The organism is Bordetella hinzii LMG 13501, assembly GCF_001548475.1.
In the GTDB taxonomy this organism is placed as follows: Bacteria; Pseudomonadota; Gammaproteobacteria; order Burkholderiales; family Burkholderiaceae_B; genus Bordetella; species Bordetella hinzii.
On sequence record NZ_LRUJ01000024.1, the window covers coordinates 19,394 to 33,151 of the forward strand.

13 protein-coding genes are annotated in these 13,758 nt (G+C 68.0%); 5 read left to right on the forward strand and 8 right to left on the reverse strand.

The features are described from left to right. Nucleotides 1–18: 18 nt before the first annotated feature. Entirely contained in the window at nucleotides 19–651 is a 633-nt protein-coding gene (locus AXA74_RS15590; protein ID WP_029579800.1) for a LysE/ArgO family amino acid transporter, read from the reverse strand. 144 nt (nucleotides 652–795) lie between these two features. Here AXA74_RS15590 and AXA74_RS15595 point away from each other — a divergent pair, with 144 nt between their 5' ends. Beyond that, nucleotides 796–1,710 (forward strand): LysR family transcriptional regulator ArgP, encoded by a 915-nt coding sequence (locus tag AXA74_RS15595; RefSeq protein ID WP_029579799.1) that lies wholly within the window; start codon nucleotides 796–798, stop codon nucleotides 1,708–1,710. Between the two features lie 39 nt (nucleotides 1,711–1,749). Continuing rightward, the gene (locus AXA74_RS15600; protein WP_029579798.1) at nucleotides 1,750–2,241 is read left to right on the forward strand and encodes a copper chaperone PCu(A)C; all 492 of its coding nucleotides are present in this window, start codon (nucleotides 1,750–1,752) and stop codon (nucleotides 2,239–2,241) included. A 72-nt stretch (nucleotides 2,242–2,313) separates the two neighbouring features. Here the strand turns inward: AXA74_RS15600 and AXA74_RS15605 are convergent, their stop codons facing one another. Both AXA74_RS15605 and AXA74_RS15610 read right to left on the reverse strand, forming a co-directional pair. Then, a complete protein-coding gene (locus AXA74_RS15605; protein WP_029579797.1) occupies nucleotides 2,314–3,279 on the reverse strand; it encodes a Bug family tripartite tricarboxylate transporter substrate binding protein in 966 nt (321 codons plus the stop codon). A gap of 92 nt (nucleotides 3,280–3,371) precedes the next feature. Beyond that, nucleotides 3,372–4,070, reverse strand: coding sequence for a YggS family pyridoxal phosphate-dependent enzyme (locus AXA74_RS15610; RefSeq protein WP_029579796.1), 699 nt, complete (start codon nucleotides 4,068–4,070; stop codon nucleotides 3,372–3,374). 224 nt (nucleotides 4,071–4,294) lie between these two features. Here AXA74_RS15610 and AXA74_RS15615 point away from each other — a divergent pair, with 224 nt between their 5' ends. Together AXA74_RS15615 and AXA74_RS15620 are read left to right on the forward strand one after the other, a co-directional pair. After that, complete coding sequence (locus tag AXA74_RS15615; protein WP_029579795.1) at nucleotides 4,295–5,536, forward strand: aminotransferase-like domain-containing protein; 1,242 nt, start codon at nucleotides 4,295–4,297, stop codon at nucleotides 5,534–5,536. A gap of 136 nt (nucleotides 5,537–5,672) precedes the next feature. Next, nucleotides 5,673–6,689, forward strand: coding sequence for an amino acid ABC transporter substrate-binding protein (locus AXA74_RS15620; protein WP_029579794.1), 1,017 nt, complete (start codon nucleotides 5,673–5,675; stop codon nucleotides 6,687–6,689). 3 nt (nucleotides 6,690–6,692) lie between these two features. Here the strand turns inward: AXA74_RS15620 and AXA74_RS15625 are convergent, their stop codons facing one another. The 5 genes from AXA74_RS15625 to AXA74_RS15645 form a co-directional block, all read right to left on the reverse strand. Beyond that, nucleotides 6,693–7,163 carry a membrane protein gene (locus AXA74_RS15625; protein WP_029579793.1) on the reverse strand — a complete coding sequence of 157 codons (471 nt, stop codon included), beginning with the start codon at nucleotides 7,161–7,163 and terminating at the stop codon, nucleotides 6,693–6,695. A gap of 31 nt (nucleotides 7,164–7,194) precedes the next feature. Then, nucleotides 7,195–8,103, reverse strand: a complete 909-nt coding sequence (locus AXA74_RS15630; protein ID WP_029579792.1) for a hydroxymethylglutaryl-CoA lyase — start codon at nucleotides 8,101–8,103, stop codon at nucleotides 7,195–7,197. Between the two features lie 76 nt (nucleotides 8,104–8,179). Further along, nucleotides 8,180–9,289, reverse strand: a complete 1,110-nt coding sequence (gene dprA / locus AXA74_RS15635; protein WP_032973730.1) for a DNA-processing protein DprA — start codon at nucleotides 9,287–9,289, stop codon at nucleotides 8,180–8,182. Between the two features lie 102 nt (nucleotides 9,290–9,391). Beyond that, entirely contained in the window at nucleotides 9,392–10,021 is a 630-nt protein-coding gene (locus tag AXA74_RS15640) for a response regulator (RefSeq protein ID WP_032979199.1), read from the reverse strand. Beyond that, nucleotides 10,018–11,409: a cache domain-containing protein gene (locus AXA74_RS15645; RefSeq protein WP_029579789.1), complete on the reverse strand. Its 1,392-nt coding sequence runs from the start codon at nucleotides 11,407–11,409 to the stop codon at nucleotides 10,018–10,020. The genes AXA74_RS15640 and AXA74_RS15645 overlap by 4 nt, the downstream gene beginning before the upstream one ends. Before the next feature lie 260 nt (nucleotides 11,410–11,669). Here AXA74_RS15645 and cstA point away from each other — a divergent pair, with 260 nt between their 5' ends. Next, on the forward strand, nucleotides 11,670–13,757 hold the full coding sequence (cstA, locus tag AXA74_RS15650) for a pyruvate/proton symporter CstA (protein ID WP_029579788.1): 2,088 nt from the start codon (nucleotides 11,670–11,672) through the stop codon (nucleotides 13,755–13,757). Nucleotide 13,758 lies beyond the last annotated feature (1 nt).

Consider the following 13,758-nt stretch of genomic DNA (forward strand, 5'->3'; position numbering starts at 1 on the left):
CCCATTATAGGGACAGGATTAGCCGCCCAGGTCGCCCGTGGCCAGGGAGGCCGCCAGGACCAGCATCACGACGGCGATGACGCCGTCGAGCACGCGCCAGGCCCGCGCATGGCTGAAGAAAGGCGCGAACAGGCGCGACCCGACGCCGAGCACGGCCAGCCAGAGCACCGAGGCCGTCAGCACGCCCACCGCGAAGGCTGGGCGCGCTTCGGCAAAACCGTGGGCCAGCGAGCCCACCACCACCATGTCCAGCCAGAAATGCGGGTTGAGCAGCGAGAAGCCCAGCGCGCCCAGCAGGGCGGCGCCGCGCGACGGGACGGCTTCGCGGCAATGGGCCAGCGAGCCGCCCTTCCAGGCGCGGCGCGCCGATTGCAGGCCATACCAGGCCAGGAAGGCCACGCCGAACCAGAGGATGGCCCGGGCCAGGCCGGGCACCCATTCGGTCAGGCGCTGCAGGCCCCAGACGCTGCCGAAGATGAATACCGCGTCGACCAGCGCGCAGGTCGCCAGCACGGTCATGATGTGCGCGCGCATCAGCCCCTGCCGCAGGACGAAGGCGCTTTGCGCGCCGACCACGGCAAACAGCCCCAGGCCGGTGGCGGTGCCGCTGGCCCAGGCAGTGAAGAAGGCGGGAGAGGTGAGCGTGAACATCTTTTGCAGCCTGGAATGAAAACCGGCCGGGCGAATCGCCGCGGCCGCGAGGATGGCGTCATTCTGGCTTGCCTTGACGGTGAAATACAGCTAATTTCAATAAACCATCTTAAGCAAAACTTAATCAAAGCCCGCGACCTGCCCATGAGACTGGACCACGATCATCTGCGCGCCCTGGCCGCCGTCGTGCGCGAAGGCAGTTTCGAGCGCGCCGCGGCGGCCCTGCATGTCACGCCTTCGGCGGTTTCGCAGCGCATCAAGGCGCTCGAAGACCGCAGCGGCCGCCTGCTGGTGCAGCGCACGGTGCCGGCGCGGCCCACGCCCGACGGCCAGGTGTTGGTCCAGCTGGCCGAGCAGACGGCCTTGCTGGAGCACGACGCCTTGCTGCGCCTGGGCGTGGCCGAGGACGAGATCACGCAGGCGAGCATCCCCGTGGCCGTCAACCATGACAGCCTGGAGACCTGGTTCGTCGATGCCGCCACGCGCTTTGCCGCCCGGTCGCGCGCCACCCTGGACATGCAGTCCGAGGACCAGGATCACACCGCGACCCTGCTGCGCAATGGCGCCGTGCTGGGCGCGGTGACCACGCTGGCCGAGCCGGTGCAGGGCTGCCGCATCCATCCTTTGGGCAGCATGCGCTACGTGGCCACCTGTTCGCCGGACTTCCAGGCGCGGCATTTCTCCCAGGGAGTCAATGCGCGCACCCTGGCCCAGGCGCCGGTGCTGGTGTTCAACCGCAAGGACGGGCTGCAGGCCCGGTTCGCCCGCCGCATCATGGGGCGCGAGCCCTGGCAGCCGCCGGTCTGGTGGGTGCCGTCGAGCCGCGCCTTTGTGCAGGCCACGCTGGACGGGCTGGGCTGGACCATGAATCCGCTGCCGCTCATCAAGGAGGACCTGGACAGCGGCCGCCTGGTGCCCCTGCGCGCCCGAGCCTGGGAAGACGTGCCGCTCTTCTGGCAGCATTGGCGGGTAAACTCCCAGGCCATGGTAGCCCTGACGGACGCCGTCCTGGCCGCCGCCCGCGCCCTGGTGCGCAAGCGCCAGGGACAGGCCCTGTAACCCGCCGGCCGCGCGCCGGCACTGCTTTGGAGTAATGCGATGACTTTGCGTAAGCTCGTCCTTGCGGCCGCGCTGGCCTTGACCACGGGCGCGACGGCCATGGCCGCGGACTACAAGGTCGGCCAGATCGAAGTGGACGATCTGTGGGTGCGGGCTTCGGCCCCCGGCCAGGAAAACGGCGCGGGTTATTTCGAGATCGAAAACGACGCCAAGGCGCCGGACCGCCTGGTGGCGGTGTCATCGGCCGCCGCCGAGCGCGTGGAGCTGCACACCGTCAAGACTGAAAACGGCATGGCGCGCATGCGCGAGGTCGAGGGCGGCATCGAGGTGCCGGCCAACGGCAAGGTCGAGCTCAAGCCTGGCGGCTATCACGTCATGTTCCTCAAGCTGAAGACGCCCTTCGCCGAGGGCGGCACCGTGCCCGCCACGCTGAAGTTCGAGAAGGCCGGCGAGGTCAAGGTGGATTTCAAGGTCAAGCCGGTGAGCCACAATCCGGGCATGGACCACGGCCACATGAACATGAAGCACTGAGCAGCCGCGAGACACGAAAAAAACCGGAAGACGGCTTAGGTCCGTCTTCCGGTTTTTTTTGCCGGCGGCTGGTTACTCCAGGTGGATGTTGGCCTTCTTGATGACCTCGGCCCAGGTGGCGCGCTCGCCTTCGGCAAAGGCCTTGAAGGCCTGCGGGCCCATGGGCATGGGTTCGACGCCCATGTCGTTGAGCTTTTGCGAAACCGCGTCGGACTTGAGGGTTTTTTCGAGTTCGGCCGACAGCTTGTCCATGACCGGCTGGGGCAGGCCGGCAGGGGCGACCAGGCCTTGCCAGGCGTAGGCGGTGAAGTCGGGCACGCCTTGCTCGGCCATGGTGGGCGCATCGGGCAGGGCCTTCAGGCGCGAGGGCGTGGCCGAGGCCAGCACGCGCAGCTTGCCGGCCTTGACATTGGGCAGGCCGGCCGCGAGGTCGATGAACATCACGTCGACCTGGCCGCCCAGCAGGTCCTGGATGGCGGGAGCGGCGCCCTTGTAGGGCACGTGCAGGATGTTGACGTTGGCGCGCTGCTTGAAGAGTTCAAGCGCCAGATGGTGGGGCGAGCCCGCGCCCGCCGAAGCGGCGGTCAGCTTGCCCGGCTCCTTGCGGGCGGCCCGCAGCACGTCGTCGACGCTCTTGAAGGGCGAGTTGGCATTGACGGCCAGCAGCAGCGGAAAGCGCGCGATGCCGCCGATGTAGCTGAACTTGGCCGGGTCATACGACAGCTTGGCATAGAGCGAGGGGTTGAAGGCCAGGGTGCCGGAGTCGGCCGTGCCTATCATGTAGCCATTGGGCTCGGCCTGGGCGATGGCGGTGGCGCCGATGATGGTGGCCGCGCCAGGGCGGTTTTCGACCACGATGGTCTGGCCCAGCGGTTTTTCCAGGCCGCTGGCCACGCTGCGCGCCACGACGTCGGCGCCGCCGCCGGCCGGGTAGGGCACGATCCAGCGTACGGCTTGGGTGGGCCAGGTCTGCGCCGAGGCGGCGGCGGCAAAGCCCAGGGCGGCAAACGCCAGCAGGCGCTTGGCATGCTTGTGCATGGCTTGTCTCCTTGCGGGGAATTATCGTTATCGGCGCGCTCCCGCGCCTTTACGGCGCCCATTATGCCGCCGCCGTCGCCGCCTGTCTCGCTTCAGATCGCGTAGTTGCGCGCGCCGAACAGCGCGCTGCCAATACGCACTTCGGTCGATCCCTCCTCGATGGCGATCTCGAAGTCGCCGCTCATGCCCATGGACAGGCGCGCCAGCGGCAGTTCCGCCGTGGCGTGCCGGTCGCGCAGCTCGCGCAGGCGGCGAAAGCAGGCGCGCACCGCGGCGCTGTCGTCCGAGTTGACCGCCATGGTCATCAGGCCCTGTACGCGCAGCGCCGGGCAGGCCTGGCGCAGGTGCGCCAGCAAGGCGGGCAGGGCCTCGGGCGGCAGGCCGAACTTGCTCGGCTCGGGCGAGGTCTTGACCTGGATGAGGACATCCAGGCTGCGCGCGGCCGTCTCCAGCCGGCGCTGCAAGGCGTCGGCCAGCTCTTGGCGGTCCAGGGACTGGACCTCGGCGACATCGCGCACGACGTCCTTGGCCTTGTTGGTCTGCAGGTGGCCGATCATCACCCAGGACAGCCCCAGGTCGGCCAGCGGGTCGGCCTTCTGGCGGATCTCCTGGGTCTTGTTCTCGCCGAAACGGCGCAGGCCCAGGGCGGCTGCCTGGCGCACGGCCTCGGCGTCGAAGGTTTTGCTCACCGGCAGCAGCTGGACGCTGCCGGCCGGGCGGCCGGCGCGCTCGCAGGCCCGGGCGATGCGTTGTTCGAGGGCGGCCAGGCGTGTGGCCATGGTGTCGGTCATGCGGGATCTCACGGTTGGCGGCCCGGATTGCGGCCTTTGCGCCATAGTTTAGGTCCGTCCGGCGGCGGCCGGGCGGCGCCGCGTTGCCCGGCGTGCGCCGCGGGCATAGAATCGACGCAGCATTTCATGTTTCAAGAAACAAGCCATCGTTGCTTGGCGCCTCGCAAGCGCGGCCAGGGCTGGCCGCGCCGCCATGCGACGTGGATCGCCTGCGTCCCGTTCCCATGTCCTTCGCCGCACCCGAGTACGCCTTTGCCGCGCCGTTCCAGGCGCCCTATATCCCGCCCATCCGCTCCCTCATGCCCTACGCCATGCGCGCGGGCACGATTTCCATGGCCGGCGGCTATCCGGCCCAGGAGCTGTTCGACGTCGCCGGCCTGTCCGCCGCATCGACCCAGGTCCTGGGCCGCCTGGGCGCCTGCCTGCAATACTCGAACATCGACGGCCAGGCCAGCCTGCGCCACGAGTTGGGCCGGCTATCGGCCGCCCGCGGGCTGCAGTGCGATCCGGACACCGAGCTGGCCGTCACCGGTGGTTCGCAGCAGTCGCTGGCCTTGCTGGCCCGCGTCATGCTGCAGAAAGGCGACAACGCCATCATCGAAAGCCCGGCCTTCCCGAATTCGGTACAGGCCTTGCTGTATACCGGCGCCAATGTGCATACCGTCGATTCCGGTCCGCAGGGCATAGACATCGACGCGCTGGACGAACTGGCCGCCCGGGTCAAGCCCAAGATGGTCTGTGTGGTGGCTTCGTTTTCCAATCCCTGTGGCGCGACCATCAGCCGGGAGCGCCGGCTGCGGCTGCTGGAACTGGCCGTCAAGCACCGTTTTCTCATCGTCGAGGACGACCCCTACGGCGAGTTGCGGTTCTCGGGCGAGACGGTCCCGCCCATCGCCGCGCTGGCCGATCCCGAACAGCGCAAATGGGCGGTCTATATCTCCAGCATGTCCAAGACCATGGCGCCGGGCCTGCGCATCGGCTGGATGGTGGCGCCGGCCGACGTGCGGCGCCGCTGCGTGAGCGCCAAGGCCGCCGACGACATGGCCTGTTCGGCCTGGATACAGGAGATCGTGGCGCAGTACCTGGCCGATGGCCATTACGCCCACCACGTGCCGCGCATCCGGCAGGCCTATGGCCTGCGCTGCGACGCGCTGGCCGATGCCCTGGCGCGCGAGCTGCCGGGCCGTGTCACTTTCTCCAAGCCGCAGGGTGGCATGTTCTTCTGGGCGCGCCTGACCGGCGATATCGACGCCACGCGCCTGTTGCCCTATGCCATCGAGAAAGAAGTGGTCTATGTGCCCGGCAAGGCCTTCTATGCCGATGAATCCAAGGCGGACGCCTACGCCATGCGCATGTCCTTCGCCACCATGAACGAAGAAAAAATCGCCCTGGGCGTCAAGCGCCTGGTCCAGGCGCTCGATGCCTGCCAGGCCAAGGAGCCGGTGTCGATATCGCTGGCCGCGTGAGGGGCTGGCCGCGGCCTTAGGCATCGCGGCTATATCGGGGCGCGCGCGGGTTATTTTGCCCGCGCGCCGGTTCTCGGTACGCTTGCGGACGTTTCGGCGCCAGGCGCGCCATGCTCGGTATAGAGAGGAGTACGGAATGAAGATTGCAAGTCTGGTGGCGCTTGCCGCCCTGTTCATGGCCGGCGCGCAAAGCGCGCAAGGCGCCACGCTGGACGTGGTCAAAAAGCGCGGTGCCGTGGTGTGCGGCACGACCACGGGCTTCGCCGGTTTTTCGGCGCCCGACGCCCAGGGCGTCTGGCGCGGCCTGGATGTCGATCTTTGCCGCGCCGTGGCGGCGGCCGTGTTCGGCGACGCCGGGAAGATCAAGATCGTGCCGCTGAATTCGCAGCAGCGCTTTACCGCGCTGCAATCCGGCGAAGTGGACGTGCTGACGCGCAACACCACCGTGACGCAGCAGCGCGATACCGCGCTGGGCATCATCCACGCCGGCATCAATTTCTATGACGGGCAGGGCTTCCTGGTGCCCAAGAAGCTCGGGGTCAAGAGCGCCAAGGAGCTCAATGGCGCGACCATCTGCCTGCAGACCGGCACCTCCAACGAAAACACCCTGGCGGACTGGGCGCGCGCCAACAAGGTCAGCTACAAGCCGGTCGTGATCGAGACGTTCAACGAAGTGGTCAATGCTTTTGCCTCGGGCCGCTGCGACGTCTTCAGCACCGACGCCTCGGGCCTGGCCTCCATACGCATCTCCAAGCTGGAAAAGCCCGATGACTACGTCGTGCTGCCCGAGATCATCTCCAAGGAGCCGCTGGGGCCCTTCGTGCGCCAGGGTGACGATGCCTGGCTGAACGTGGTGCGCTGGTCGCTGTCGGCCATGATCGAGGCCGAAGAGTACGGCGTCACCTCGGCCAATGTGGACGAGCAGCTCAAGAGCGAAAATCCCAACATCCGCCGCATCCTCGGCGTGGTGCCGGGCGCGGGCGCCAACCTGGGCCTGGATGAAAAGTGGGCCTACAACATCGTCAAGCAGGTGGGCAATTATGGCGAGAGCTTCGAGCGCAACGTCGGCCAGGGCAGCCCGCTGAAGATCGCCCGCGGCCTGAATGCGCAGTGGACCCAGGGCGGCCTGATGTACGCGCTGCCGATCCGCTGACCGTCAGGCGCCGGGGCGGTACAGCCGCGAGATCTTGTCGAAGGCGGCTTGCAGTTCGCGCGTGCCGCCCTGGAAGACCACCGGGCGGCCCTGGCGCGTGACGACCACCAGGCGCTGCGAGAACAGCCAGGGCATGAACCTGGCGAATCGGATGTCTTCCCAGGCGACGTCGCGCCGCGTGAACCAGCTCTGGCGCAGGCCGCGCTCGTCGATGGTGGTGATCGACACCTGCATATGCCAGGACACCAGGGCCAGGCCCATGAAGCCCAGCCCGACGGCGGCGGCCAGCGGCATGTTGACGCGGCCCGGCGGCAGCCCGATGGCGCTGTTGAGCAGCTGCACGCCGATGATGGCCAGGATGATCCAGGCCAGGATGCGGACCCAGTCGGGCCAGGCCTGGCCATTGAGCGGCAGCGGACCGATCTCCCGCAGGAGCGCGGCGCGCGCGTCGGGCGAGGGGGCGTTTGCGGTCATGGCGGCCGGAAGACGACGCGGGCCGCCTGCCTCAGGGCTGGCGCTTGGCCGCAATGGCGTTGCCGGCGCGGCTGGAACCTTTGCGGTTCAGGTTGGCGGCCATCCATTGGCCGATGTCGACCACGGCATCGAAATCGATGCCGGTGTCGATATCCAGGCCGCGCAGCATGTAGAGCACGTCTTCGGTGGCCACGTTGCCGGTGGCGCCCTTGGCATAGGGGCAGCCGCCCAGGCCGGAGACCGAACTGTGGAAAATCGCGATGCCCGTCTCCATGGCCGCCAGGATGTTGGCCAGCGCCTGGCCATAGGTGTCGTGGAAATGGCCGGACAGGCGGGAGGGGTCCATGACGGCGCTGACCGCGTTCATGACTTCGCGCACGCGGCGCGGCGTGCCCACGCCTATGGTGTCGGCCACGTCGATTTCATCGCAGCCCAGGGCCTTGAAGCGGCGCGCCACGTCCACCACGCTGGAGATCGGCACTTCGCCTTGGTAGGGACAGCCCAGCGAACAGCTGATGCTGCCGCGCACGCGCACGCCGGCGGCGCGGGCCGCCTCGGCGACCGGTTCGAAACGGGCGATGGATTCGGCGATGGAGCAATTGATGTTCTTCTGCGAAAACGCTTCGCTGGCCGCGCCGAAGATGACGATTTCGTCGGCCTTGGCGGCCAGCGCGCCTTCCAGGCCCTTGAGATTGGGCGTGAGGACGGAATAGATCGTGCCGGGGCGCCGCTCGATGCGCGCCATCAGTTCGGCGCCGTCGGCCATCTGCGGCACCCATTTGGGCGAGACAAACGATGCCGCCTCGACATTGGGGAAGCCGGCCGCGCTCAGGCGATTGACCAGTTCGACCTTGATGTCGGTGGAGATGAAGTCTTTTTCGTTCTGTAGACCGTCGCGGGGGGAAACTTCGACAATCTTGACGCGGGTAGGCAAAGGCATGTCTGTTCCTGGTGGGATGGCGCTTGTTGCCCAAGTGTAGATCACCCATGCCCTGGCGGCGAAACGCGGGCGCCGGCTATTTGAGCCGCTGGTAGCGCCCGTCATCCAGGCGCGCCACCCAACCCTCGATTTCGAGTTCGGTGAGCTGAGCGGCGAGCGTGGCGGCATCGATGCCGCTGCCGGCGGCCAGGGCATCGAGGTGCTGCGGGTCGTAGCCGAGCGCATCGAGCGCCGCGCTTTGCGGCGGCGCGGCCGGGGCCGCCGCGGGCGGCTGCGGCGGGCGTTGCGGCGAGCCGAGTTCGTCGGTGATGTCCTGCGCGGTCTCGACCAGTTTGGCGCCTTGGCGGATGAGCGCATGGCAGCCGCGCGACAGGGGCGAATGGATGGAGCCGGGGATGGCGAACACCTCGCGGCCGCCTTCGCCGGCCAGGCGCGCCGTGATGAGCGAGCCGCTTTGGCGGGCCGCTTCCACGACCAGCACGCCGCGCGACAGTCCCGCCACCAGTCGATTGCGCTGCGGAAAGTGATGGGCCTGGGCGCCCGTGCCCAGCGCGAACTCCGAGACCAGGGCGCCACCGGCCGCGATGGCATGGGCCAGCCGGCGGTTGCCGGCCGGATAGACCCGGTCCACGCCCGTGCCCAGGACCGCTACGGTGCCGCCGCCGCCGGGGCCGGCGGCCAGCGCGCCCTCGTGCGCGGCGGCGTCGATGCCCAGGGCCAGGCCGCTGGCCACGCACCAGCCATGGGCGGCCAGGTGGCGGGCAAAGGCGCGGGCGTTCTGCGTGCCCATGGGGGTGGCGTTGCGCGCGCCCACGACGGCCAGCGTCGGGCGGTTGAGCAGCTCGGGCCTGCCCTTGACGTAAAGCAGCACGGGCGGATCCGTGATGCTGAGCAGCGATTGCGGATAGGCCGGATCGGCCAAGGTCAGGATGTAGTGATCGTCGTCCGCCACCCATTCGAGGCCGCGCTGGACGAGGGCCTGCACGTCGGGAGCGGGGCTGGCGGCCAGCTGGATGGCCAGGGGCTGGGGCAGCTGCCGGGCCAGGGCGCTCGCGCTTTGCGCATATAGCGCCTGGGGCAGGCCGAAGGCGCGCAGCAGGCCGCAGGCCGTGACCGGGCCCACGCCGGGTTCCAGCGACAGCCGCAGCCAGGCGGCGAGTTCTTCGGAGTCGTGTTGCAGGGGCATGTCGGTATCGGGAGTGGCTTGCAGCCGCAAGCGTAGCAGGCAAGCGGGCCGCCGGGCGTGGCCGCCAGGTCGCACCTTGCACGGACGCCGGCAGGCCCGGCCTCAGGGCACGCGATGCTCGATGGCGTACTTGATGAGTTCGGCCTGGCCTTCGATGCCCAGTTTGCGCTTGAGGTTCTGGCGGTGGGTCTCCACCGTGCGCACCGAAAGATTGAGCGCTTGGGCGATCTGCTTGTTGGCCATCCCCAGCCCGATGTGGCGCAGGATCTCGCGCTCGCGCTGGGTGAGCAGGGAGGCCGGCGCGCAGCTCTGGGCCAGCTTCGTCGCCACGCGCGCGCTGAAATAGTTGCGTCCGGCGGACACGGCCTCGATGGCCGCGAGGATGTCTTCTGCCGGTTCGTCCTTGAGCAGATAGCCGCGCGCGCCGGCGCGCACGGCCTGCAGCATGTATTCGACGTTGTCGTGCATGGACAGGATGAGGACCGCGATCTGCGGGTAGCGCTCGTGCAGCAGCTTGGCCAGGTCCAGGCCGTCGATGCCCCGCATATAGAGGTCGAGCAGCACCAGGTCGGGCAGCTCATGGGGCGGGCAGCTGGCCAACAGGTCGAGGGCGGCCAGGGCATTGTCGGCCTCGCCGACGACGGTGAGCCAGGGGTGGGACTCCAGGTGCAGCTTCAGGCCGTCGCGCACAAGCGCGTGATCGTCGATCAGCAGGATACGCGAAGGGGTCATGCAAAGGCCTCCTTGGGGGCCGCGCGCGGCAGCCGGGCATGCAGCGTGGTGCCTTGCCGGCTGCTCTGGATGAAGAGCTCTCCGCCCAGGGCCGCCATGCGTTCGTTCATATTGTGCAGGCCGATGCCGTCGCGCGGATCGTCGCGCACGGCATGCAAGTCAAAGCCGCGGCCATCGTCATGGATGATGAGTTCGGTCTGTCCGGCAGCGTAGCGCAGGCGCATCTCGACATGGTTGGCCTGCGCATGACGCAAGGCGTTGGCCAGCGCCTCCTGCGCCAGGCGGAAGAAGGCCGTGGCCTGGTTTTCGGGCAGCGGCTCGGGCACGCCCTCGACCCGCAGCCGCGCGTCCAGCGGGCCTTGCGGTGTTTCCCAGCGTTCGCGCGTGAGATGCTCCAGCGCGGCCGGCAGGCCCAGGTCGTCCAGCAGCGTGGGGCGCAGATTATGCGAGATGCGGCGCACTTCGCCCACGGCGCCGTTGAGCCGGCCCAGGGCGCCATCGAGCAGCGGATCGACGGTGCGCGCGGCATCGGCGGGGGCGTGCTTCAGGCGCGCGCGCGCCGCTTCGAGCTGCAGCTTGACGGACACCAGCACCTGGCTCAGCCCGTCGTGCAGCTCGCGCGACAGGCGGGCGCGTTCGTCTTCCTGGCTGCGCACCACCTGGCGCGCCAGCAGGCGCAGCTTGGCATCGGATTGGCGGTGGTCGCTGATGTTCAGCGCCAGGCCGCAGACGGCCACGAACACCAGGCAAAGGGCCGAAATGCCGCCCACCCAGCGGATCATTTCGCTGATGCTGCTTTGCACCGCCTCGTCGACCTGGGCCAGCGTCTGCTGCACATCGTCGATATAGATGCCGGTGCCTATCATCCAGCCCCAGGGTTGGATTTCCATCACATAGCCCAGCTTGCGCACGGTCTCATGCACGGACGGCTTTTCCCATAGATAGCGGATGGGGCTGCCGGCCGCGCCGCCGGCGCGGGCGGCGGCCAGCAAGTCCTGGATGACCCAGTTGCCGTCGCGGTCGCGCATGTCGTGCAGGTTGCGCCCGACCAGCTCCGGCTGGCGGGGGTGCATCAAGCTCACGCCTTGCAGGCTGTAGACAAAGAAATAGCCGTCACGGTCGAACTCCATCTTGGACAGCGTGTCCAGGGCGCGGGCGCGCGCCTCGGGCGTATCCGGCCCGTGCAGCAGCGGGGCGATGGCGCTGTAGGCCAGCCGCACGTAGTGGCGCAGCTCGGTTTCCTTGGTGTCTATCCAGGCCGCGCGCAGCACCTCTTTCTGGTGCCGCGCGAGCTCCAGCGTCTGCATGGTGATGCCCAGCGCGATGGCGCTCACGGCCACCAGCAGGGGAACGACCGCCAGCAGCAGGATCTTGGATCGGAGTTTCATGGGGCGGGTCGGGGATTGATTTTTCAGGCATTTTCGCCGAAATTGGGGAAACGCTTCGGGAGGTGCTGTGTCCCCGCGCTACGTAGTAATACTTAACCGGACTGCGTAGTGGCGCGCTTGTTTGCCGTGCCGCGAATGGAAATACTATTGGCCGCCCGAATCGGGTGGGCGGCCTATCGGCCGCTCCATGACAACACAGCAGGCAAGGCAGACCCGCCTCACGGATCGACAGATCGCGATCAGCCTGCAGGAGGAGCTCTATGCATACCAGCAAGGGACTGGGCCAGCATTTGGTCTGGGTGGCCGTGGCGATACTGGGCGCGTTCGCGCTCGGCACCGTCGCCCTGGCCCGTGGCGAAACCGTCAACGCGCTTTGGGTGGTCATCGCCGCCGTCTGCGTCTACCTGATCGCCTATCGCTATTACAGCCGTTTCATCGCCGACAAGGTGTTCCAGCTCGACGGCACGCGGATGACGCCGGCCTGGAAGTACAACGACGGCCTGGACTACGTGCCCACGAACAAGCATGTGCTGTTCGGCCACCACTTTGCCGCCATCGCCGGCGCCGGCCCCCTGGTCGGACCCGTGCTGGCCGCGCAGATGGGTTACCTGCCCGGCATGCTGTGGATCCTGGCCGGCGTGGTCTTCGCCGGCGCGGTGCAGGATTTCACCATCCTGTTCATTTCCACGCGCCGCGACGGCCGTTCGCTGGGTGAATTGGTCAGGGAAGAGCTGGGCACCATCCCGGGCGTGATCGCGCTGTTCGGCGCCTTCATGATCATGGTCATCATCCTGGCGGTGCTGGCCCTCATCGTGGTCAAGGCCCTGACGCACTCGCCCTGGGGCACCTTCACCGTCGCCGCCACCGTGCCCATCGCCATCTTCATGGGGATCTACCTGCGCTATATCCGGCCTGGCCGCATCGGCGAGATTTCCGTCATCGGCTTCGTGCTGCTCATGGCCGCCATCGTCTTCGGCCAGAACGTCGCCGAGAGCCCGACCTGGGCGCCGCACTTCGATTTCGACGGCGTGGGCCTGACCTGGGTGCTGATCGGCTACGGTTTCGTCGCCGCCGTGCTGCCCGTGTGGCTGCTGCTCGCCCCGCGTGACTACCTCTCGACTTTCCTGAAGATCGGCACCATCGTCGGCCTGGCCATCGGCATCCTGTTCGTGGCCCCGGAGCTGAAGATGCCGGCGCTGACGAAGTTCGTCGATGGCACCGGCCCGGTGTGGTCGGGCAATCTCTTCCCCTTCCTCTTCATCACCATCGCCTGCGGCGCGGTATCGGGCTTTCATGCGCTCATCTCCTCGGGCACCACGCCCAAGCTGATCGAGAACGAGACCCAGGCCCGCTATATCGGCTACGGCGGCATGCTGATGGAGTCCTTCGTGGCCATCATGGCCCTGGTCGCCGCCTGCGTGATCGAGCCGGGCATCTACTACGCCATGAACAGCCCGGCCGCCGTGATCGGCACCACGCCGGACCAGGTGGCCCAGGTCGTCTCCAGCTGGGGCTTCGTGATCACGCCTGCAGACCTGGTGCAGACGGCCAAGGACGTCGGCGAAAGCACCATCATCTCGCGCGCCGGCGGCGCGCCCACGCTGGCCGTGGGCATGGCGCACATCCTGCACCAGGCGCTGGGCGGCCCGTCCATGATGGCCTTCTGGTATCACTTCGCCATCCTCTTCGAGGCCCTGTTCATCCTGACGGCCGTGGATGCCGGCACCCGCGCGGGCCGCTTCATGCTGCAGGATCTGCTGGGCACCTTCGTGCCCTCGCTCAAGCGCACCGAGTCCCTGCCGGCCAACCTGATCGCCACCGGCCTGTGCGTGGCGGCCTGGGGCTACTTCCTGCACCAGGGCGTGGTCGACCCGCTGGGCGGCATCAATACGCTGTGGCCGCTGTTCGGCATCGCCAACCAGATGCTGGCCGCGGTGGCGCTGATGCTGGGCACCGTGGTGCTGTTCAAGATGAAGCGCGACCGCTACGCCTGGGTCACCATCCTGCCGACCATCTGGCTGCTGGCCTGCACGCTGACCGCCGGCTGGCTGAAGATCTTCGATACGGACCCCAAGGTGAGCTTCCTGGCGCATGCCTCCCGGTATAACGCCGCCATCGCCGAAGGCAAGGTCCTGGCGCCGGCCAAGTCCCTGCAGGAGATGGGCCGCGTGGTCCTGAACGACTACATCAACGCCGGCCTGTGCGCCATCTTCATGCTGGTGGTGCTCAGCGTGGTGGTCTTTGGCATCCGCTCGGTGATCCGCGCGCGCGCCAGCAACAAGCCCACCGCCCAGGAAACGCCGTATCAACCCATGCCCGCCACGCCCGCCGCGGCGAGCACGCACTGAC

Bases quoted from the DNA above. Each gene is read 5' to 3' on its own strand.
- AXA74_RS15610 (WP_029579796.1), bottom strand. From the start codon at position 4,070: ATGACCGACACCATGGCCACACGCCTGGCCGCCCTCGAACAACGCATC.
- AXA74_RS15600 (WP_029579798.1), top strand. From the start codon at position 1,750: ATGACTTTGCGTAAGCTCGTCCTTGCGGCCGCGCTGGCCTTGACCACG.
- AXA74_RS15620 (WP_029579794.1), top strand. From the start codon at position 5,673: ATGAAGATTGCAAGTCTGGTGGCGCTTGCCGCCCTGTTCATGGCCGGC.
- AXA74_RS15625 (WP_029579793.1), bottom strand. From the start codon at position 7,163: ATGACCGCAAACGCCCCCTCGCCCGACGCGCGCGCCGCGCTCCTGCGG.
- dprA (WP_032973730.1), bottom strand. From the start codon at position 9,289: ATGCCCCTGCAACACGACTCCGAAGAACTCGCCGCCTGGCTGCGGCTG.
- AXA74_RS15605 (WP_029579797.1), bottom strand. From the start codon at position 3,279: ATGCACAAGCATGCCAAGCGCCTGCTGGCGTTTGCCGCCCTGGGCTTT.
- AXA74_RS15590 (WP_029579800.1), bottom strand. From the start codon at position 651: ATGTTCACGCTCACCTCTCCCGCCTTCTTCACTGCCTGGGCCAGCGGC.
- AXA74_RS15630 (WP_029579792.1), bottom strand. From the start codon at position 8,103: ATGCCTTTGCCTACCCGCGTCAAGATTGTCGAAGTTTCCCCCCGCGAC.
- AXA74_RS15640 (WP_032979199.1), bottom strand. From the start codon at position 10,021: ATGACCCCTTCGCGTATCCTGCTGATCGACGATCACGCGCTTGTGCGC.
- AXA74_RS15615 (WP_029579795.1), top strand. From the start codon at position 4,295: ATGTCCTTCGCCGCACCCGAGTACGCCTTTGCCGCGCCGTTCCAGGCG.
- cstA (WP_029579788.1), top strand. From the start codon at position 11,670: ATGCATACCAGCAAGGGACTGGGCCAGCATTTGGTCTGGGTGGCCGTG.
- AXA74_RS15595 (WP_029579799.1), top strand. From the start codon at position 796: ATGAGACTGGACCACGATCATCTGCGCGCCCTGGCCGCCGTCGTGCGC.
- AXA74_RS15645 (WP_029579789.1), bottom strand. From the start codon at position 11,409: ATGAAACTCCGATCCAAGATCCTGCTGCTGGCGGTCGTTCCCCTGCTG.